Source organism: Paenibacillus sp. FSL K6-2393 (genome assembly GCF_038002545.1).
In the GTDB taxonomy this organism is placed as follows: Bacteria; Bacillota; Bacilli; order Paenibacillales; family Paenibacillaceae; genus Paenibacillus.
Window position 1 is genome coordinate 3,040,217 of sequence record NZ_JBBOCU010000001.1, and the last position, 19,136, is coordinate 3,059,352.

The following is a 19,136-nucleotide window of genomic DNA, read 5'->3' on the forward strand; positions in this document are numbered from 1 at the left end:
CATGCTTGCAATGTCTCAAGGAGCGATTCGGTTGACCTTCCCGATCACTCCAGCAGAGGTAAAAATTACAACCGGTAATGACGTGGACACTTTTAACGTCATTACCGGACAAGAGCGGACAGGGAAACCCACTGCCAAGTTGCAGCGGGTTTCTTTTACGGCAATTTTGCCCCGCGAGTGGCGCGAACTGTGGGAAACGGACAAGAAACAGACCGTCACTTACAAACGGCCAGAAACCACGTGGCAACTGCTGGAGAAGTGGAAGCCTAAGCCGGTCGTGATCAACTTTGAAGAATTATTTTCTCAGACTATGTTGATTGAGAACATGGAGATCGTTTATAAAGATGGCCAAGGTAATATTCACATCACAATAAGCTTGGTAGAGCATAAACCTGTCAAAATCATTTCATATAGTAACACGAAGCAACTCCTGAAGCCTGGCGTGATCATCACTAAATCTAGTAAGAGTAGGCCCAACACGACCAGCAAGAAAGACAAAAAGGATAAGACAAAGAAGTCTAAAGATAAGAAGAAGTCAGAGGATAAAAAGAAAAGTACTGCTGCTGCCAAAGATGCTGCCGATAATGCAACAGGTGCATTTGACTATAGAGGGCAAAAAAACAAAATATCTGCAGCGGTAAACAAAGCGAAGTAAGGAGGGCAGTCATGGATAAATTTGCAGTCATATACGGTAAACAGGATGCCAGGTCTGCCTTGACTCCTGCTATAACCGACATTTCTTGGTCATCCCAAAGGGGCGAAATCGCGCGAAGCATGACTGTGCGGCTGCGTGATATCCCTACGGTTAGTGTGGCCGGTATGCTGATGTGCTTTTCCCACCGGATCGGCAAGGCACTCCTTCATCACAAAAATCAGTTCTTTCATGGTCCAATCATTGACTATGAACAAGATGAATTTACACGGGCTTGGGAAATCAAAGCCCGTGAGATTGGATGGTACCTTGCGAAGAATAAAGGTGTGCGACCATATCTGAAGGGTGAAGCAGGGGCTGAGCTACAGAAATACATTCAGACGACGGGTGTTGATTTCCGTTGTCCTAAACTCGGCTTTAACCTGGATGAAAGATATGGCACTATGGCACATTCCGAAATCATCCTGGATGTGCTCCAAAAAGCATATGAGCGTAGCGGCTACCGGTATCATGTGGATGCTATCCGGACGGAAACAAATTTTTACCTGCAGGTCGTTCGTGAAGGGACAAACGAGCGGGTACCCATTTTTGTTCCCGAGCAAATGGAAGCCAGCAGCGCAGGATACAACATGGAAGACACTTACACCGTTGTCACAGCCCAGAAGTACAAGGATGACAAACTATCAGCATCTGTCACTAAAATTGATGCTAGCGCATTAAAGACTTTTGGACGTATGGAAGAAATCATCGAAGTTGAAGAAGAAGAGAACCCGTCGACAGTTGCAACTCAAAGGTTGAAGGCGATGGCCAAGCCCAAGCAGAATAAGAAGATCACTGTTCGTCATGAGGATCATACTTTGTCGGGACTACGGGCTGGGTGGGTGCTGATCAAGACAACCGTCGTCACTAAATGGATCGTGGAGAGTGCCGACACAAGCTGGAGTAATGGGATATTCACGGTCAAGATGGTTTTGGAAAGGAGGGAAGCGTGATGATGGTTGATGCTATCAAGCTTTTAAAAGAGAAAGTGGCGGGGCACATCGATGCACGGGATACCGAACGTGCTACCCTTCTAAGCTGGCCAACTGCCAAGATTGAGGTGGATGGAGATCCTCATCCCTATGAGTCGGCAAGTTTAGTTTTTGCGGATTATCTGCAGGAACAAGAAATTGAAGTCACCTTTGATGTCTTGGAACCAGAACCTTCGGTATTGAAAGGCAAAATAATCATTCCAAGTCCCCTGCAGGTGGGTGATCGACTCCTGGTATCGCGTATGACAGGACAACGTTATTACGTGTTGGGAAAGGAGCGTTGACCCATGGAAGAAGATGAAACGTTATTCCCTGAAATAGAGTTGGAAGAGGTCGATGTCACAGACCTGATGGATAACATCCCTTCAGCGACTAAATGGACATACAAAATAGATTACCGTAACCGCAGGGCTGTCCTGGATGAGTCGGGGCGTCCAGTCCGGACAACCAGTTATGAGGAATTTCTTGTTGAAACCGCCATGAAGATCCTTTGCACCGAGCGATTCCAATATGTTGTATACGGCGCTGACATGGGCGTTGAAAAATCTGAGTGGCCAGGTTGGGAAGACACTGAAATTATCCGAGATATTGAAGAAGCGTTGACCGCTCACCCGGAGATAGAGCAAGCCGAGGTTACGTCAATGACACGAGTTGATCGGGGCATGGATCTGACCATCCAAATTACGGGTCTTGTAGGCGTGGCTGAATTGAATGAGGTGATCGATACATGAGCTTAACGATTAATGATTTGCCTAAATTCCCTGTTGTCCCTGTACTTGAAGAAACCCCAGATATGATTTATCAACGATGGGTCAACCGGGCTATTACGATGGCCAACGAAAGAGGGCTGCCACCGCCTCCTGTGGGTGAGGGGGAATACTTTTACGACCTTTGGTATCCGATTGCTCAGGAGCTGGCCGAGCAACAGGAATTGTGGGGTTATGGCGTGTTGCAATCGACACCAATCTGGGCAGATGATGAATTCTTGGATGCTCATGGATGGGCTGATGGGATGGTCAGGAAAGATGGTGAATCCAACGATGATTACCGATTGCGGATTCTTGACCGGGCCTTTACCGAGGAAGGGAATGGACGTCGCAAGGACTATGAGTTGTGGGCCAAGGAGATTCAGGGCGTAGGTGGGGCCGTTGCAGTCGAAAAGGAACGTCATGACAATTCCATTGATCTGTATTTGACAGACATGAAAGGCCAGCCGATCATAGCCGAATTTGCGGAGACAGTCAAAACCTTAATGTGGGAGGACTATCGTATTGCTGGCCATGACTTGGCTGTGCATCCCGCTCCGATTTTCCTTGTTACCGTTAAGGCCACGTTGGAAACAACTGAAGACCTGCAACAGCTGACCGAACTGATCCGTCAGCGTGTGACCGCGTACGCCAACGGTCGCAATAAGTTGTTGTACAACTATATCGCGGCTCTCCTGCTCGTACCAGGCGTGGAGAATTACAGTAACTTTACCCTGAATGATGACGTTGAGGACATTTATGTGCCGCCTGTCTCATTCCTGCAGGTTGAGGTGATGCTGTTATGATTCCCGTTCGGTACCGCGAGGTACTTGCGCCGTACTGGTATGAGAACGAGGTAGCAGGCTGGCACTTTGGTGTGATGGAAGAAGAAATTGATCTGCGATCAGAGAAAATGAGCGAACTCGTGAATCAATTTTTACTGCAGCGGTCAACCTGGGGCTTGAATCTGTGGGAATGGATCTACTTCCGGACGGAACAGGTAGGTTCATTGGCTAACCGTCGAGAATCGATCCGAAGGAAGCGCCTGGCCAAAAAGCCGTTCAAGCTGCCTATTCTACGACAGATCGGTTCGCAATATGGAAAACTTTTGAAAGTGACGGAAGAGTTCTTGACCAAAGAGATCCACTTCGAGTATGACAGTAGCTCGTCTATCAACATGGAGGGGCTATTTACAGATTTTGAATACATTCGACCTGTTCATATTAACCGAGCTGTTCCCGTGATAAAGACGACGACCACAGGGATCACACTCGATGGAAATGTCTATCATCATGCGGTAGATTTTCCGATTTGTGGTCTGGAAATGCCCCTAGAATTGGGGGTAAGTGGGAGTTTGGTTTCTCAAAGTATTACAATCGTTACTACCGCGATGCATGCTCGGATTGACAGTCCGATAACAGGATTGGAATTACCAATGAAAGGAGGGGCACTGTAATGGCAGAAGTTATTCAACCATTAATGCTTGATTATGCAGTAACTGATGCAAATTCACATTTTGATCACGCGCTTGTCAATGTGGGTGGTGAGTTGATTCAATACCCCATCTACAACACTGTTATTTCTGGACGAACGATCCTCAAGTACATCTATTTGAAAGATACAGAAATAGTAGGTAAACAGATCCTTGGTGCATCACTTATGGATAATCAAGGAAGGACATTGGCGAATCGGGCTTTGAACATCATTAAGAACGATCGGGGATTTTTAATCGGATTTGAGTTCAGTATCAAATTGGAGGCGAAGGCAATTGTATAATAAACAAGAATGGAAGGATGAAATTCCTGATTTGACCAAGCCGATTATGGATCAATCAACCGGAAAACAAAAGACTGATCCACAGACTGGTCGTCCTTTGTTTGATCTAGTTCAAGAAGGAACGCGCATTACCTCATCAAGATTGAATACCATGGAAGGAGGGATTGAGGCAGCCCACACGCTTGTAGAAAAGCTGGGCAAAGAGACAGCCGGGAACTTTGTTGCTGTAATAAACGGCGTGATGGGGTTGTCTTGTAGTGCCCAAGGGTTAAAAGTGACATGGACAACGGGGGTAGCTTACGTCGGTGGGCGACGATATGAGGTTACTGCTGGAGAGATGGCATTGAATCCCACTCAAGGTCAATATGTATATGTGGACAATAATGGGGTAGTCAACAAGACTACTTCGCAAGCGACAGCCAAGGCAGGCTTGTCGCTTTTTTATGTTTCCACAGACACCAGCGGTGTTATTTCTTCCGAGGATCGTCGAGTAAATCTGAACATAGAAGAACTTCGAAAGCGGATTGCAAGTGTGGAAACTGACATTATCACGAAAACAAGTAGTGCCGAAAGAAATGCAAAAAACTACACAGATGAACGGATAGGTCCACTTACTGACCTCAAAACAAATGCTAAAGGAAATGCTGTTCTAGCAATTAATGAGCTTTTTACATCTGTCAGTAACGGTAAGGAAGTTTTGGCCAATGCGATTACTGACATGGGACAAACAACATTGGTTTCTGCTTCTTTCTCTGTAATGGCAAACAACATTACGAAACTGTCTACCTCTACTCTCCTTAAGGAGTGGAGACAGATTGGACCTATGGACTATGCTCCTGGCGTACTTACTCATGTAATCTCTGGTAATGGTGTATATGTGGCTATAGGGAGTACTGCAGGAGAGCTGCAGTTTTCAAATAACGGCCTATCTTGGAGGCCAGCTATATTGCCTGCAGGTTTTGTTAACAGTGGCTTCGTCGACATCCTTTTCTCAGATCTTCAGTTCGTAGCAGTTGGTTACGGGAAGAACATTTTCACTTCGAACAACGGACTGAACTGGACGCAGATTTCTGGATTCCCTAGTGATACTATTATCAGCCAGATTCCTTGGACCGCTGCTGCATATACGAATGGCCGTTACTGTATCATGGATGGTGTCTCCACATTGACATCTATAGATGGTGTTTCGTGGAGCTTCCACGAGAACAGCATTGTAGGTGTAGGTGAAGAAGGTTCTCGAGGTTTGCATGGAGGGAACGGAACATTCCTTACTATGGTTGACACAACAGATGTTCTGAATAAGCTACTCTATTCAGATGATGGAATTAACTGGTATAGTGCAACTTCTGATGTGGGGAGCTTTACCTTCATCACAGCGTTTGCATATGGTGACCAGGGTTGGATTGGTATTACTGCAACAGAGATTTACAAGTCTCAAAACGGTATTCAATGGAGCCGTAGCTTCCACGGTATCAGTATCACAGGTATCTCAGCAGGTAAGGCAATTTATGCTGAAGGTGTCTACATGGTCGTCGGTAACTCGCGAAATCCTGCCAATGCCAATCGTGCTTCAGTATTTACCTCAGAGGATGGTTTTAATTGGAAGCGTGCTTGGTATACCGAAACAGCTGCTACAGCATTTATGACCTTCGTGCACTCACCGGGATTGTTCCTTTATTATTATACTTCAGGTAAGGCCGGGGCATTCACTGGTACTATGGACCCTGTAAAGGCGTTCGACTGGATGGTTAATAATCTGTCTGATCTCAGATCGACCTTCTCCTCTACTTTAAGCAATCAGCTAGTCACGACACCTACTTCTGTTGGGTTTGACGTAATGGTTAGCAACATTGCTCGAATCCCTAGGAACTTAGCTGCGACGGACTGGATCGCTCGTAACTATGGATCACCTGCACGAACGGTTATGGCGGTGGTCTTTGGGAAGGGGAGGTTTGTTGCAGTAGGGAGAGCATCTGGCAATACAGGTACAGTGTTGATATCTACTGATGTAGGTAACTCCTTCTCCTTTGTCTCAGCACCTAACGTCGACTTCTCTGCAGTGGCATACAACGACGCTGGTCTGTTCTTGGCAGTTGGAAATGGATCTTCACAGAGCTTCGCTGCAGCATATAGTACCAATGGCGGTCTCTCGTGGTCAACTGTTTCTCCCTCCGTAATTGCTGCAAGTACTGAGTTTGTAACAGCCACTTGGACAGGTACGGAGTTCATGTGTATTACGAGAAGTGGATTGGTATACACCACGCCAAACGGCACATCATGGACTTTAAAAGGAAACATCCCTGGACTTTCCTCCAGCGTTGTAGAGGCTGCTTATGGTCCTGCAGGTTTAGTTGTAATTACTGAGTCGGATGTATACTTCACATCAGATATTACTAAATGGACAAAAACACTCAAGATTAACGGTGGACGTATGAGAGGGGTAGCCTATGGAAATGGGCGGTTCGTAATCGTAACGATGTCTCCTACTATTGTGAATAATGAAGACGGCACTACTGACATGAACAAGCGAGGAGAAGCTCTAGTGTCTACGGACAATGGCTTGACCTGGAAGTACGTGATGATGAGCGGTGCTGGAGGGTTTAACTCCACAAACAGAAGCTTCACGGACATTATCTTCTACCAAGGGCTATTCATTGCAAGTTCTTCTGCTTCTCAGGGCCCTACGTTCGCTGTGTCGCACAACGGAGATGCTTGGTCTGCAAGAACGAAGGCAAGTTCGTCCGGTACGAACGTTGGATTGGTAGCAGCAGGCGGGGGTGTGATCTTAGCCTTCCAGGCGACCTCAGATGTTAACTACATGACATCAGGCACTGTTGACAAGGATGTATACAACCTTATTCGAGGCAACTAAACTCTCAGATAAAAGAGGGTCAAGGCCATTTTGAATGCTTTTACATTTTTGAGCTTTAAGTGAAAAAAGTATACAAAGATTGTGCGCCAAATTAGGCGCTATTTTTATGCCCTTATGATTTATAAAAGGGTCATTTACATTAATTTGATGGGGGATATGATTTTGGAGAACGTAGGGAAATGGGTTCTGGCCTTAGGGAGCTGGTTAGTGTCTTATTTATTTGGGGGTTGGTCTGGAGTGTTGGGAGTATTACTGTTCTTCGTTATTTTGGATTATTTGACGGGTGTTGTAGCTGCCGGATCTATTGGAGGCTTAAAAAGCAAAATTGGCCTTATCGGGATCGCCCGTAAGGTCTTTATTTTTGCCATGGTAGCGGTGGGACACTTAGTGGATGGCATTCTTGGTGATGGACACTTATTCAGGGATACGGTAGCGTTTTTCTACATTGCTAATGAGCTACTTTCAATCACTGAAAATGGTGGGAAAATGGGTGCACCTATTCCGTCTGTGATCAAGCAAGCAATCGAAGTGCTGAAGGGTAAAGGAGGTAACGACAATGATAAAGGAGCTGGTACAGGTGCAAGCACGTAAGGAGAACAATGTACAAGGCATCGATGTTTCCCGTTACCAGGGCAAGATTGATTGGCTTCAGGTGAAGGCAGACAAGCGGGAATTCGTATTTATCAAAGCTACTGAAGGTCAGACATACACTGATCCGAATTTCACGGCCAACGTTAAGGGGGCGTTGTCGGCGGGGTTGCTGGTTGGTACGTATCACTTCCTGAAGGCTACAAGAGCAGCTGCAGCAAAAGCCGAGGCAGCTCATTATGCAAAATCCCTCGAGGAGATCGGTGGGGCCAAAGCATTGCAGTTACCGCCTGTGATGGACTATGAGAACAATCCTGAAGGGATCAGCAAGGCACAGATAAACATTGTGGCCAAAGCTTTCTTGACTGAACTGGAGCGGCTGACAGGGATCAAACCGATCTTCTATACGGGCAACTCATTCGCAAGCAATTTTGATACTGGCCTTTCCGATTATGATCTTTGGATTGCACGTTATAGTAACACTCGTGTCCCGGATGATCAGCCCGCATGGAAGACCTGGACCATATGGCAATATAGCGATTCAGGCAAAATACCAGGCATTGCCGGCAACGTGGATCTGAATGAGTTCAATGGATCGTTAGCGGATCTCAAGAAACGATATGGAAGGGAGCCAAACATGAGTAATCCATTTGAAGGATACCGGCTCACAAGTCCGTTCGGAATGCGGACACATCCGGTGTCAGGAGAGAAGAAGTTTCATAGGGGTGTGGATCTCGTTGTCACACCTGAGGATGGACCCATCTATGCTTTTGAAGCTGGAGAGGTCATTCACGCTAAAATGGGCGTGTCTGGATCCGGCTTCGGTAATTATGGGATTGTTGTGGCCATCAAAGATGACAAGGCTTATTTGCATGTCTATGCCCATCTTTTATCTGCAGGCGTCAAAGTTGGCCAACAAGTCAAACGTGGTCAACTGATCGGTAAGCAAGGCAGTACCGGCATCAGTAGTGGGGCACACCTTCATTATGAAGTGCGTAAAGCTTACACACCTCAGTTTGGTTACACTGCCACCGAAGCGGGCGTTGTGGAGCCGACACAATACTTAATCAACTATTATGGGCAAACGCCCGTTAAGGAGGACAAGCCAGTGACGGTAAGGGATATCAATGTGCCGAGCAAGTGGGCAGAAGCGGCATGGGCAGAGGTTACAGCCAATGGGTATTTTGACGGGACACGTCCAGGAGCGGTGATTACACGAGAGGAATCCGCAATCGTGATAAATAGACTCAGGAAAAATATCCTGAAACTGATTGCGGGGGTTAACGGTGATGTGAAGGAGCTTGGTGAGAGTCTCCGAAAAATAGAATCGGAGTAGATTAATACAGTCTTATTATCGACTAAAATCAGACTTTTTTCATCCGAAAGATTGTCTTCGTCTGTTTTTAGAATCGGTATAGTGATCTATAGGTTCTATATCAAGTGATTCTGGTAATAAATATAATTAATTGGAGGTGTCACTGTGGGCGAAAAAGAAGAGGATGTAACATATACGTTAGTATCGGTTTCCCCGAATAATAAGTATGTTATGATACGTTCAAGTGCAGAACCAGAGACAGATAAGGTTATTTTAAAAAATGAGTTTGAGGATCAATACGTTTCTATTGGAGGATTAGAATACAGCAAAAGGCCACTCAAGTAGTGGCCTTTTGCTGTTAAAGTAGTGAGAGGGTGCTAGCCACTTTGAATAAATTATCTAATTCCTGATCCCAGAGTCCTTCAGATTTAAGAATATCAACGACTTCTGTAAAATTACTATCACACATAATATCAGTTGCTACTGATGCTGCATATTCAGCTTGGGGTGAAGCTTCCTCTAAGATGTTTTTTGTTGTTTGAACAATCCTATTTCGGAGTCTTGTAGTTTTTTCTCCAGATGAGAAAGTTTTACACTTCTCACAGAGCTCTTCAATCTTCTCATGGACAAGTTGAGATATTTCAAAGCGTTTTTTCACGACCTTGCTTGTGTCGTTAAGCATCAGAACTTCAATTGTTTCCTTACCAACGATTGTTTTTGCATGTAGTCTATAATATTTCATTAATAAGTGTTCTTTGGGGTCCATGGTAGCTGGGTTTATTATAGGGTCTTTAACAGTATTATGACCGTGTTTTCTCCCATTACATCTCTTACAACTCGGCAACAGGTTATCCCATGCTACTACCTGATCTGGAAAGGAACTTTTATCGTGGTAATGTTCAACTTCCATATACTTTGATTCAATGTTTAACTTGCACTCACAATAGGCGCATTTAGAATGAGAGCTTTCTAACAAAGCGTCTTCAATGAAAGGTTTTTTCCAAACTGATTTGCCTGTTTTTTTATATTCATCAGTTAATTCGAAAACTAATTGATCTGTTAACTCAAGAGGACGAGAGGACTTTTTTATCCTAATCATTGATTACACTTCCTAATGATGCAAGTTGGATTTTTAAAAGTTTGCGTAGAGTGTTTTCTGGATGCAGCATTTCATTGAGTTCATTATAAGCGTTCTGTGCAGAATTGAAATTTTCTTTATCTAATGCTAACTCAAATTGTTCCATTGCTTCTACAAATAGTAGAGAGCGAGTCTCTTGAAGCCCCATGACATCTGTTAGTATTTCTTCAACAGTCCATCCTTTAAAACCGTAATTGGAAGATTCCAAATCCCTCTGATATACCAAGCCATGGTTATTTCTAGCCAATGAAATTATCTGATTGGGATCAGAAGCTTGGATTATGTGTGCACTGTGAGTGGTTGTAATAAACTGTGCTTTTGGGAAAATTTCGTTGAGAACTGATAGGATGCTAGTTTGCCATTGAGGATGTAGATGTAAGTCTAATTCATCAATTAAAACCACTCCATCAAAGTCCTCTATCTCCAAATTATCATTTGAAAATCTGTGTTCAATTTCCTTAATTAAACCCAAAAGAATGAATATGACGGCTTTATAGCCCGAGGATAAGTATTCAAAGTAAATTTCGGTTCCATCATGTTGCTTTAAAAGAATATCGTTGGTTCCTCCCTTCACTCTTGAAAAGGATATTCCAGGGTCTGTCTTATTAAAAATCGATTTTGCAGCTTGAAGATTATGGATTTGGGCAGTGGTGAGAGCATCATTATGCGCAGACCAAAGGTGACGACTTACAAACCAGTTCTTGGCATCTGTTATCGGCATCCCTGTTAACAACATCCTTTCATCTTCGTTTATATCACGAATATCACTAGTTATTGAAGTGAGCTGTATATAATCAAAAGAGCGTTGTGTTTTTATGTAGATAATGTTTTTGGCTTTCTTATAACCAATGCGTGGTTCTTGAATTGATTGATCTTCATTAGGGTGAAAATTAGTTTTTTGAACAGAGTAGACTTCTCCGTCTGTAGTACTTAATTCCCATGACCCTCTTTCATGATCAGCTTTTTTTCTTACATAAGTAAGGCTGTTAAATGTGAAAGACTGAGCAATACATTCGAGAATAGTTGTTTTACCAATACCATTTGGACCGCAAATGATATTCATATTAGAGTTGAAATTGAGAACCAAATCCTCTATTCCCCCAATGCCTGAAATACTTAAACTCTTCATTTTCATTAATTAACCCTCCCTGAAAAAATATTATTTAAATAGTCTATCAGACCTAAGAAAATGTTTCTAGATTATTTTGAAACAATTTACAAAACTGTGGTAATAGGTTAAAATAATAAACAAATCCGAAGGCATCGGTTAAAAGGGCACTGCTGGCATAATGCTGGCAGTGTCTTTTTTTATTTCCACTATGCAATTATATTGAAGGGTAGATGATAATTTTTATGAATACAATTTGGACAATATTAGTTAGTATCGGTGGGACATCAATAGTTACAATTGGGATCGTAAAGTGGTTGAGTGGGTTAGTGCAAAGTAAAATCCAAATGAGTTGGGACCATACTTATAAAAAAGAACTTGAAATCATTAAAGCAAACCTTACAAGCAATCAGGAAACTGTTAAATTGGCTTTTTCAAACCTTTCGTCAAACAATCAAAAACTTTTAGAAAAACAAATTGTTGCAGTTGAAGAAATTTGGAATCATATTATCAAACTACGAGAGGGATTATCACCTGTTAGAATGTATCTTTCCTCGATACCGCCTCAAGAATATAACGAGCCTAATGAAGATTACTTTAAGTTGTTTAGTTATAAAGAACTGGATGAGAATGAGATGAATGAGTATAAAAGAGAGCATAAGAGAATTGAGATTCATCGATTATACGTGGGTGAATATATATATAATCTATTTGGAATCTATCGTGGGTTTATTCTAAGGCTACGAATTAAGTTTGATAATCATAAGAAAGCGAACAATATTACTGAATGGCATACCGATCAACACCTAATTAGCATTGTTGATCACATTCTTGGTGATCAAATCAGGGATATTAACATTGCATCTCCAGGCTCGTTAAATAATTGCATTGATATGATAGAAACAAAGATTCTCTTTGAAATTGAGAAACTAATATCTGGCTCAGAATCTACGGAAAAGAATTACATAAAGGCAAGAAAGTTAATGGAATTAAATTTTGAAGAAAGAGATAATGCGTTAAAAAAATAATAGTACATTGACACTACTAAATAACACATTAAAGAGCAGGAGGGATAACCTCACTGCTCTTTTTGTCCTATCGGATTTCTTTTATCAGATCTTCACTGTTATTATGCACATTGCCTACATCCTTTGGCACTTCGTAAGCTCGCATCTCAGATGCTTGATATGGCTTGAGCAGACTGAGCAGTGACTCAAGATCTTCATTATCTCTTCCAAGCCATTCAGCCTCATCATCGGGGCGCAGAATAACCGGCATACGGTTATGGATGTCTTCCATGAGATTATTGGGTTGGGTCGTAATAATGGTGCAAGTACTCAGTTTGTTTCCATCTGGATCTGTCCAGGTATCATAAAGTCCGGCAAGCGAGAACAAGCGGTCATCCTTCATTAGAATCCGCATCGGCTGCTTAGCAGATCCTTCTTTCTTCCACTCGTAAAATCCGTTTGTCGGAATAATACAACGCTTAGAACTAATCAGCCGTTTAAAGGCTGGTTTCTCTGCCAGTGTCTCGGCCCGGGCATTAATCATTTTGTTTCCTATTTTATCATCCTTAGCCCATACGGGTACCAGGCCCCAGCGGAGCGAACCCAATCGATTACCATTTTTACTACCGATAATCGTTGGAATGTGTTGCATAGGCGCTACATTGTAATTAGGCTTGTACTCAAAGCCATCATTTATAGATGCATAATACCTGTCCATTATTGCGTCTAAGGGGTCAGTGATTGTAAATCTACCACACATACAAAACACCTCCTATATTGTCTTTACAATATATAATCGCACACTAAATTGATCAAACACGGGTATGCTCAGCAAGCGAAATATTGTCCAATTCCTCATCTTCATTCTAGCGTGTAACTTTGGTTTCAATTACACATAATCCTTATCTTGTTACGAGCTGCTGGTATACACAGCGAAATGCCTGCTTATGCTTTTGATTCGGGCAGTGCTCAATTATTCCTGCTGGTCGCAGACTGATGGACAGATCGGGCATAGCAGCTAGCCGAACTTCGCCTTTTTGTATCCAGTGTTGAACACCGTATAGCGCCTCTCCTGTGCCTTCAATATATGGAATAATACCAAAGTTAGAGGACCCATAAGAGGGAAAGGTGATTATGTTAAATGTGGAAATATTAACAAATTGACTCATACACATAAAATTTAAATAATTTCCATTTATAAGTAATTTAATGTGATGTAAATTATTTGTTAAACCAAAGAATATTTATTGAATTGAAAAAAATGTTTAATTATTTTGAAAGTTAATGTAGTATTTACAGTAACTTCTTAAATATACATGATTGGAGAGAAAGTTATGGATGCACTGAAGACTTGGTTCAGCACAATGACATTTGATTCTCAACATTGTTTTTTGTGTGGAGTTTCCTTAAACGGAAGTAATAGTACTGTAGAGCATGTTTTCCCCAAATGGCTGCAGCATAAACATAATCTTTGGGATCAAACGATGGGACTTCCGAATAAGAGTTTAATAAAATATCGGCAATTAGTGGTTCCTTGTTGTAAAGAATGCAATAATGGCTATCTAGCAAATTTAGAAGACACGATGAAAAATGCATTTTCTAAAGGGGTCGAACACATTAGAGAACTTGATTCCACAATTATTTATCGATGGTTGATGAAGATTCTGTACTGTCTTATGTATAAAGACCTCTCTTTATCATGGAACAGGAAAGATAAAGAAAGTGGTACGATCTTAACTCCAGAATTTCTTTCTGAACATAAATTAATGTTTGATTGTATGCAGAGCATTAGGGGAAACATTGCTTTAGATCCTAATTATGCTTCTATTTTTATTTTTGAAGTGCACAAGCATATTAGTAACGATAAAAATAAAGATTTCTTTTATGCTGATGACCTCATACAAGCTCAAATAGTAATTCAGTCAGGTGAAATTGGAATAGTTTGTTGTTTTGGTGATAATAAAGCAATAGAACGTAGACTATCGAGGTATTTAAAGCCATTTAAGAAAATCAAACTGCATCAAATCCAATTTAGGCAAATTATTGCCGACGTTTACTATAATCGTACTTTGTTAAAAGGAGGATCTACAGGTATCTTGACTAAAGATCAAGTTCTTTTTATCCCTCCATATAAAAATACATATGATGAGTATAATTACAAAAATTATGCAATAGTTCTATACTATTTCTTAAGAGATTTTGATATAGAATTTGAAAAAATTTATTCTGAAGAAGTAGATGCCGTTTTAAATCTATTAATTAATAATGACAAAAGAATAATTATTTATGATGATCAAAATAATTATTCTTTAGGCGATATTCATAATGAATATAGTGGAGAGCTCTTTGAAAATAAAAATGAGGTTAACTCAGCTAGGTATAATTAAACAACATTGAAACCCAGGGCAATTACTTTGGGTTTTTTTTCTCGTTGTATAAAGAACGTATGTTCGCATATAATACAAACAAATGTTCTTATTGGAGGGATGAACATGCCAGTGAAATACTTGGGTTGGTTAGTTGAGATAATTTATGAGGATCAAAGTGGAAAGATCACGAAACGCCGTATCCAGGTCAAAAGCATACGATCCGGGATGATCAAAGCTGATGATCTATTGTCAGGGCAGCCGCGGACATTTAAGGAATCCGGTTTACTGGCATGTCATCCGATCATGACGACAGTACAGGGGGCATAAACATGTTGACTGATTACGAACGGAAAGTACTAAGGATCTTGTTTAATTACAGTAGCGGCCGCAGACGATTACCAACGATCCATGAACTTACGGTTAAGACTGGTAAGGGGAAGCCGGATGTTATGGCTGCTCTGGACGTTCTTGTGGCTGCGGAATACATACATTGGGAAGACAGGTCAGACACGGCCAATATAGTGATCCTTGAAGGTTGGGAACGCGAGGCGGAACGTCCTAAGGTTGATTATAGGCCAGCGCCATCTAACAACACTAACATTGACTACTGGACTCAATATTAAGGAGTACTTTTCCATATTATAACAATGTAGCAGCCCTTTATACGCCGAAAGTAAGTTTAAGAAGTTGAGAAATAAAATCATGGACGCAATCAACAACGAGATTTTACGGCGATGGTAGGGGAATTCCGACTTATGGAAGAGTTCCCTCCGTTGTTTCACATAATTGAGAATCCTTTAAGAAATAATAATTCCGAGCAAAAAACTATTTAAAAGGAGTGTATTTTTATGTCATTTAGAATAAGAGTACCTAACCCTATTGATGAGGCCCGTAGAGCCGCTGATCGTATTGCACGAGAGGCGGCAGAGGCTGAACGTAGGCTTAGAGAAGCCGCAGCGGAAGCGGAACGTAAGACTAGAGAAGAGGCTGAACGTGTGGCAGCGGAGGCTGAACGTAGGCTTAGAGAAGCCGCAGCGGAAGCGGAACGTAAGGCTAGAGAAGAGGCTGAACGTGTGGCGGCGGAGGCTGAACGTTTGGCTAAAGAAGCCGCAGCGGAAGCGGAACGTAAGGCTAGAGAAGAGGTTGAACGTTTGGCTAGAGAAGCCGCAGCGGAAGCGGAACGTAAGCTTAAAGAAGTTGAAGATACCAAAAATAAAATCTTAGACGCAATCAACAACGGTGCTAAAAATCTCGATCCAAAAGATGTAGTAGTAGCATTAAATTACTTTAAAGATCATATTCCACCGGAAATCACCGAAAAAGGTAAAGCGTATATAGCTAAAATTGAAGAAATAAAACAGCAAATTGAACAATTACAAGATGCGTTAGATATAAACAAACTAAAAAGAGATGTATTAGGAAAAGCGGAAGAATTCTGTGAAGAATACCTTAAAGAAAAATTATTCTTCCTTACAGCAATTGAATTAAAAGGAGTGCCGCGAGTCCACTTAGATTTTAACGGTAAACAAATTAGTGCAGACATTAATGTATTTGTCCTGCTGAAAGACACACAGGAAAGTAAATTTGAACAAGCTTGGTTAGCTCGATTATCCGTTAATGCAGTTCAGGATATTGCAAAATTAGTATTACCTGACCTACAGATAAAAATTGAGCCTAATCAGAATTTCCTGAATGACAAGTTTGAAGAAATCAAGAAAGAAATTGAGGCTAAAAAAGAAGAATTAATCGCAAAACTGATTATGGATATTCTGCAGGATTATGTTCCTCCACTAAGAGCATTAAATGAAGTAATTAAAATATTTGGATAATTTTTAACCAAACGCAAACGAGACTTAAATTAAACTCTCGAAACGCATACGGATTAAAATTGAGGAGTTTATTTCTGCAAACATATAAATTGTGCCCTGATCTTGATTGGGGCACTTCTTCTTGTTGTATATTTTTTTAGATAATACAAACATAGCAAATGAGATATCACAAAAATCACATTAAAAATAACAATCTCTGCGAATAAGGGTGGATAAAATGGACACCTGTTAAATAAGAAAACTAGTAATATATCAATTTTCAAACCTTCACAAACATAAGCGCATGCAGGTGAAAGTCATGACAAGATGGACCTAATGTACGCTTAGGCTAATGATACACGGATCAATCACGGAGAACGCTCCTGCGGGAGAGTTCTTTTTGATTTGTAGAGAAATGTATGCGCTTTTAAATGTACTACGCAAATATTGCAGTATGGGTTATTATAGAAATAATTAAGGTAAATTACTCAAAATGTGGAATTGTTTTATTGACTCTTAGTTTGGAGGAAGGTGACTTGGATAAACGTAGTATTCATGAAACCAATAGCCTGTCCTGGGATACAAAAGGAAATGATGTTTTAGGAGCGACAGCACTTCCGCTTTATGGAGGACGGATCTATCGGAGAATCAAATTGAAAAAACAAAACAACTTTTGTCATCCACAAATGTGTTGCTGCAGAAGAGGAGAGACTTGTTTTAGCATTTTGATCGTAAACTATCAACTTATGTAAATGCGTTAGCAAAAGCGGGATTTGCCATTGAGCAGTTCATTGAGGAATCTGATGATGAATTGATGCAACTGCAAAATGATGATTTTGCCAATAAAGCAAAAATGCTCCCTGTAACCTTTGTGATAAAGGCACGAAAACTATAGTAGAACAATAAGGGGATAGCTAATGAAGATGAATCGAAAATATTATTATGTTAATAAAGTAATCGCTTGTGTTCTGGTACTTGCATTCATCATTATGACATGTGCGGAACCTGTGCACGCTGAGGTAGAGCAGATGGAGACAACACCCTCCAGAATTGCGTTGTCTTCTCTAGAGGAAACGATTGATTCATATGTGGCCACGAATCAGAAGAATACCGCTGCCGTTTCGGTTGTAGCTATCAAGAACGGTGAGGCCATTGTGAATAAGGCCTATGGATACGCAGATCTTGAGCAACAGAGAAAGGCAGACATCTCTACTGTATTTGAATGGGGTTCAACTTCTAAACTATTGGTCTGGACGAGTGTTATGCAGCTTGTAGAACAGGGGAAGCTTGATTTGGATACCGATATTCAGGACTATTTGCCGGAAGGATTTCTAAAGAAGCTTGAATACGATGCTCCCATTACCCTAATGAACCTTATGCATCATAACGCAGGATGGGAGGATAGATTGATCGATTTATGGTATTCATCCGAGAGTGATATTGTGGAGTTAGGTGAAGCTTTACAAAAATTTGAACCAAGGCAGATCGATAAACCTGGGAGTGTTGTTGCTTATTCAAACTATGGTACTGCTCTGGCCGCCTACATCGTTGAAGTGCAAAGCGGACAACCCTTTTACAAATATGTCAACGAACATATATTTAAACCACTGAACATGAAAGACACATCGATTCACCCATCACAATATGATAATCTAAACGTCTTGAAACGAAGAAATGAGATTCAAGGTTACACTACGAATCTGAAACTAATTCCTAAGAACAGAGCATACATAAGCTTGTACCCTGCGGCAGGGGCCATTGGCACAGCAGAGGATGCAGCTAAATTTCTCGCAGCCTTGATGCCTATGGATCGTAGTAATTTATTATTTGAGAACAATGACACCTTAGACGAGATGCTGTCAACAAGTCTATATTACGATGGGACTTCAACTCCTCGTATTGCACATGGTTTCTTTGAAGTAGAGTACTGGGTGCCTGCACTGGAACACGCTGGAAGTACGGCTGGATTTACAAGTAAATTTGTTTTTGATCCGGAGTCTAAGTTTGGATTCGCGGTCATGACAAACCAGTCAAATGAAATGGCTTATAACGTTGGTCTTGTCCAGAAGGTGTTTGGAAGTAGTTTCAGCACGAATTCAGTTGAATCTGAGAGTGGAGGATATTATCTGCCTGCGCGACGGGTTGTTTCCGGTTTTACGAAGGCATATTCAATGTTAAGTCTGCAGAAGTATACAACATTTGACCTTAGTAACTTTGCAAATGTTGTTGAGCGTAACGGAACAGTTGAGAAGGTCTCCATTTCTTATAATGACTTTTTGCCCGTATCCAATTTAACGATAAACTTGATCAAAGCATCTTGTATTGCTCTTCCAGTAGCCATCCTACTCAGTTTGAGAGCGATAATTGGTTATTTTATTCGGTTATCCAAATACAGATTAAAAAACTGGGAAAGACCCGGCACAGGATTTGATAAATATCATATTGCCATTAATATTGCCAGTCTGGCATTAATTTTAAATACGATCCTATTGTTTATGCGCGCCTTAGGCTTTTCCCCCTATTCTTCATTACGCATCCATCTCATTTTGAACCTGGTTTATGTGATTCTAGCTGTGGCGTATCTTGTTTTGTTGTTCTACAAACTGCTGAAAAGAAGCTATAGTAAAAAGCAAAAGGCGGTATACATCATGTCTGGCATGTCTGCTTTCCTATTTGCTGGTTTTATTATGGGATGGGATTTGTACTTTTAGAGCAGTAGAAAGGAT

The 19,136-nt window shown here is 41.4% G+C and carries 20 protein-coding genes and 1 pseudogene; 18 read left to right on the forward strand and 3 right to left on the reverse strand.

All coding sequences use genetic code 11. The annotated features are described in order from the left end of the window. The first annotated feature begins 1 nt into the window (after position 1). The 11 genes from MHI14_RS13570 (at position 2) to MHI14_RS13620 (ending at position 9,325) form a co-directional block, all read left to right on the forward strand. A complete protein-coding gene (locus MHI14_RS13570; RefSeq protein WP_341130509.1) occupies positions 2-655 on the forward strand; it encodes a hypothetical protein in 654 nt (217 codons plus the stop codon). Between the two features lie 11 nt (positions 656-666). Beyond that, on the forward strand, positions 667-1,644 hold the full coding sequence (locus MHI14_RS13575; protein ID WP_341130510.1) for an XkdQ/YqbQ family protein: 978 nt from the start codon (positions 667-669) through the stop codon (positions 1,642-1,644). After that, positions 1,644-1,967 carry a hypothetical protein gene (locus MHI14_RS13580; RefSeq protein WP_341130511.1) on the forward strand — a complete coding sequence of 108 codons (324 nt, stop codon included), beginning with the start codon at positions 1,644-1,646 and terminating at the stop codon, positions 1,965-1,967. Before MHI14_RS13575 ends, MHI14_RS13580 begins: the two co-directional genes overlap by 1 nt. Before the next feature lie 3 nt (positions 1,968-1,970). Then, the gene (locus MHI14_RS13585; protein ID WP_341130512.1) at positions 1,971-2,414 is read left to right on the forward strand and encodes a DUF2634 domain-containing protein; all 444 of its coding nucleotides are present in this window, start codon (positions 1,971-1,973) and stop codon (positions 2,412-2,414) included. After that, positions 2,411-3,235, forward strand: a complete 825-nt coding sequence (locus MHI14_RS13590) for a baseplate J/gp47 family protein (protein WP_341130513.1) — start codon at positions 2,411-2,413, stop codon at positions 3,233-3,235. The genes MHI14_RS13585 and MHI14_RS13590 overlap by 4 nt, the downstream gene beginning before the upstream one ends. Then, on the forward strand, positions 3,232-3,885 hold the full coding sequence (locus MHI14_RS13595; protein WP_341130514.1) for a hypothetical protein: 654 nt from the start codon (positions 3,232-3,234) through the stop codon (positions 3,883-3,885). Before MHI14_RS13590 ends, MHI14_RS13595 begins: the two co-directional genes overlap by 4 nt. Continuing rightward, on the forward strand, positions 3,885-4,205 hold the full coding sequence (locus MHI14_RS13600; RefSeq protein WP_341130515.1) for a hypothetical protein: 321 nt from the start codon (positions 3,885-3,887) through the stop codon (positions 4,203-4,205). Before MHI14_RS13595 ends, MHI14_RS13600 begins: the two co-directional genes overlap by 1 nt. Next, positions 4,198-7,077 carry a hypothetical protein gene (locus tag MHI14_RS13605; RefSeq protein ID WP_341130516.1) on the forward strand — a complete coding sequence of 960 codons (2,880 nt, stop codon included), beginning with the start codon at positions 4,198-4,200 and terminating at the stop codon, positions 7,075-7,077. The genes MHI14_RS13600 and MHI14_RS13605 overlap by 8 nt, the downstream gene beginning before the upstream one ends. A gap of 162 nt (positions 7,078-7,239) precedes the next feature. Further along, positions 7,240-7,668, forward strand: coding sequence for a phage holin family protein (locus tag MHI14_RS13610; RefSeq protein WP_341130517.1), 429 nt, complete (start codon positions 7,240-7,242; stop codon positions 7,666-7,668). Beyond that, positions 7,634-9,001 (forward strand): GH25 family lysozyme, encoded by a 1,368-nt coding sequence (locus MHI14_RS13615; RefSeq protein WP_341130518.1) that lies wholly within the window; start codon positions 7,634-7,636, stop codon positions 8,999-9,001. Before MHI14_RS13610 ends, MHI14_RS13615 begins: the two co-directional genes overlap by 35 nt. Before the next feature lie 144 nt (positions 9,002-9,145). After that, entirely contained in the window at positions 9,146-9,325 is a 180-nt protein-coding gene (locus tag MHI14_RS13620) for a hypothetical protein (protein WP_341130519.1), read from the forward strand. Positions 9,326-9,338: 13 nt separating this feature from the next. Here the strand turns inward: MHI14_RS13620 and MHI14_RS13625 are convergent, their stop codons facing one another. Together MHI14_RS13625 and MHI14_RS13630 are read right to left on the reverse strand one after the other, a co-directional pair. After that, positions 9,339-10,079 carry an HNH endonuclease gene (locus MHI14_RS13625; RefSeq protein ID WP_341130520.1) on the reverse strand — a complete coding sequence of 247 codons (741 nt, stop codon included), beginning with the start codon at positions 10,077-10,079 and terminating at the stop codon, positions 9,339-9,341. Next, positions 10,072-11,253 (reverse strand): AAA family ATPase, encoded by a 1,182-nt coding sequence (locus MHI14_RS13630; protein WP_341130521.1) that lies wholly within the window; start codon positions 11,251-11,253, stop codon positions 10,072-10,074. The genes MHI14_RS13625 and MHI14_RS13630 overlap by 8 nt, the downstream gene beginning before the upstream one ends. Positions 11,254-11,471: 218 nt before the next feature. Between MHI14_RS13630 and MHI14_RS13635 the strand changes: the two genes are divergently transcribed. Next, positions 11,472-12,254, forward strand: a complete 783-nt coding sequence (locus tag MHI14_RS13635) for a hypothetical protein (RefSeq protein WP_341130522.1) — start codon at positions 11,472-11,474, stop codon at positions 12,252-12,254. A gap of 67 nt (positions 12,255-12,321) precedes the next feature. On the opposite strand, the gene MHI14_RS13640 is transcribed toward MHI14_RS13635, so the two are convergent. After that, the gene (locus MHI14_RS13640) at positions 12,322-12,993 is read right to left on the reverse strand and encodes an SOS response-associated peptidase (RefSeq protein WP_341130523.1); all 672 of its coding nucleotides are present in this window, start codon (positions 12,991-12,993) and stop codon (positions 12,322-12,324) included. Positions 12,994-13,567: 574 nt separating this feature from the next. Between MHI14_RS13640 and MHI14_RS13645 the strand changes: the two genes are divergently transcribed. The 6 genes and pseudogenes from MHI14_RS13645 to MHI14_RS13665 all read left to right on the forward strand — a co-directional run bounded on the left by MHI14_RS13645 (position 13,568) and on the right by MHI14_RS13665 (position 19,121). Continuing rightward, positions 13,568-14,620: a hypothetical protein gene (locus MHI14_RS13645; protein WP_341130524.1), complete on the forward strand. Its 1,053-nt coding sequence runs from the start codon at positions 13,568-13,570 to the stop codon at positions 14,618-14,620. A gap of 105 nt (positions 14,621-14,725) precedes the next feature. Beyond that, the gene (locus tag MHI14_RS13650; protein ID WP_341130525.1) at positions 14,726-14,929 is read left to right on the forward strand and encodes a hypothetical protein; all 204 of its coding nucleotides are present in this window, start codon (positions 14,726-14,728) and stop codon (positions 14,927-14,929) included. Positions 14,930-14,931: 2 nt separating this feature from the next. Then, a complete protein-coding gene (locus MHI14_RS13655) occupies positions 14,932-15,225 on the forward strand; it encodes a hypothetical protein (RefSeq protein WP_341130526.1) in 294 nt (97 codons plus the stop codon). Between the two features lie 225 nt (positions 15,226-15,450). After that, positions 15,451-16,431 (forward strand): hypothetical protein, encoded by a 981-nt coding sequence (locus tag MHI14_RS13660; protein ID WP_341130527.1) that lies wholly within the window; start codon positions 15,451-15,453, stop codon positions 16,429-16,431. 706 nt (positions 16,432-17,137) lie between these two features. Then, positions 17,138-17,305 (forward strand): annotated as a pseudogene (locus MHI14_RS31120) (class I SAM-dependent methyltransferase); the annotation flags it as partial. Between the two features lie 28 nt (positions 17,306-17,333). Beyond that, a complete protein-coding gene (locus MHI14_RS13665) occupies positions 17,334-19,121 on the forward strand; it encodes a serine hydrolase domain-containing protein (RefSeq protein ID WP_341130528.1) in 1,788 nt (595 codons plus the stop codon). Positions 19,122-19,136 lie beyond the last annotated feature (15 nt).

What these genes read in the sequence shown, in the direction of transcription:
- MHI14_RS13600 (WP_341130515.1), top strand. Translation starts at nt 3,885, where the DNA reads ATGGCAGAAGTTATTCAACCATTAATGCTTGATTATGCAGTAACTGAT.
- MHI14_RS13655 (WP_341130526.1), top strand. Translation starts at nt 14,932, where the DNA reads ATGTTGACTGATTACGAACGGAAAGTACTAAGGATCTTGTTTAATTAC.
- MHI14_RS13570 (WP_341130509.1), top strand. Translation starts at nt 2, where the DNA reads ATGCTTGCAATGTCTCAAGGAGCGATTCGGTTGACCTTCCCGATCACT.
- MHI14_RS13625 (WP_341130520.1), bottom strand. Translation starts at nt 10,079, where the DNA reads ATGATTAGGATAAAAAAGTCCTCTCGTCCTCTTGAGTTAACAGATCAA.
- MHI14_RS13575 (WP_341130510.1), top strand. Translation starts at nt 667, where the DNA reads ATGGATAAATTTGCAGTCATATACGGTAAACAGGATGCCAGGTCTGCC.
- MHI14_RS13615 (WP_341130518.1), top strand. Translation starts at nt 7,634, where the DNA reads ATGATAAAGGAGCTGGTACAGGTGCAAGCACGTAAGGAGAACAATGTA.
- MHI14_RS13660 (WP_341130527.1), top strand. Translation starts at nt 15,451, where the DNA reads ATGTCATTTAGAATAAGAGTACCTAACCCTATTGATGAGGCCCGTAGA.
- MHI14_RS13635 (WP_341130522.1), top strand. Translation starts at nt 11,472, where the DNA reads ATGAATACAATTTGGACAATATTAGTTAGTATCGGTGGGACATCAATA.
- MHI14_RS13595 (WP_341130514.1), top strand. Translation starts at nt 3,232, where the DNA reads ATGATTCCCGTTCGGTACCGCGAGGTACTTGCGCCGTACTGGTATGAG.
- MHI14_RS13645 (WP_341130524.1), top strand. Translation starts at nt 13,568, where the DNA reads ATGGATGCACTGAAGACTTGGTTCAGCACAATGACATTTGATTCTCAA.
- MHI14_RS13665 (WP_341130528.1), top strand. Translation starts at nt 17,334, where the DNA reads ATGAATCGAAAATATTATTATGTTAATAAAGTAATCGCTTGTGTTCTG.
- MHI14_RS13640 (WP_341130523.1), bottom strand. Translation starts at nt 12,993, where the DNA reads ATGTGTGGTAGATTTACAATCACTGACCCCTTAGACGCAATAATGGAC.
- MHI14_RS13585 (WP_341130512.1), top strand. Translation starts at nt 1,971, where the DNA reads ATGGAAGAAGATGAAACGTTATTCCCTGAAATAGAGTTGGAAGAGGTC.
- MHI14_RS13580 (WP_341130511.1), top strand. Translation starts at nt 1,644, where the DNA reads ATGATGGTTGATGCTATCAAGCTTTTAAAAGAGAAAGTGGCGGGGCAC.
- MHI14_RS13650 (WP_341130525.1), top strand. Translation starts at nt 14,726, where the DNA reads ATGCCAGTGAAATACTTGGGTTGGTTAGTTGAGATAATTTATGAGGAT.
- MHI14_RS13630 (WP_341130521.1), bottom strand. Translation starts at nt 11,253, where the DNA reads ATGAAAATGAAGAGTTTAAGTATTTCAGGCATTGGGGGAATAGAGGAT.
- MHI14_RS13590 (WP_341130513.1), top strand. Translation starts at nt 2,411, where the DNA reads ATGAGCTTAACGATTAATGATTTGCCTAAATTCCCTGTTGTCCCTGTA.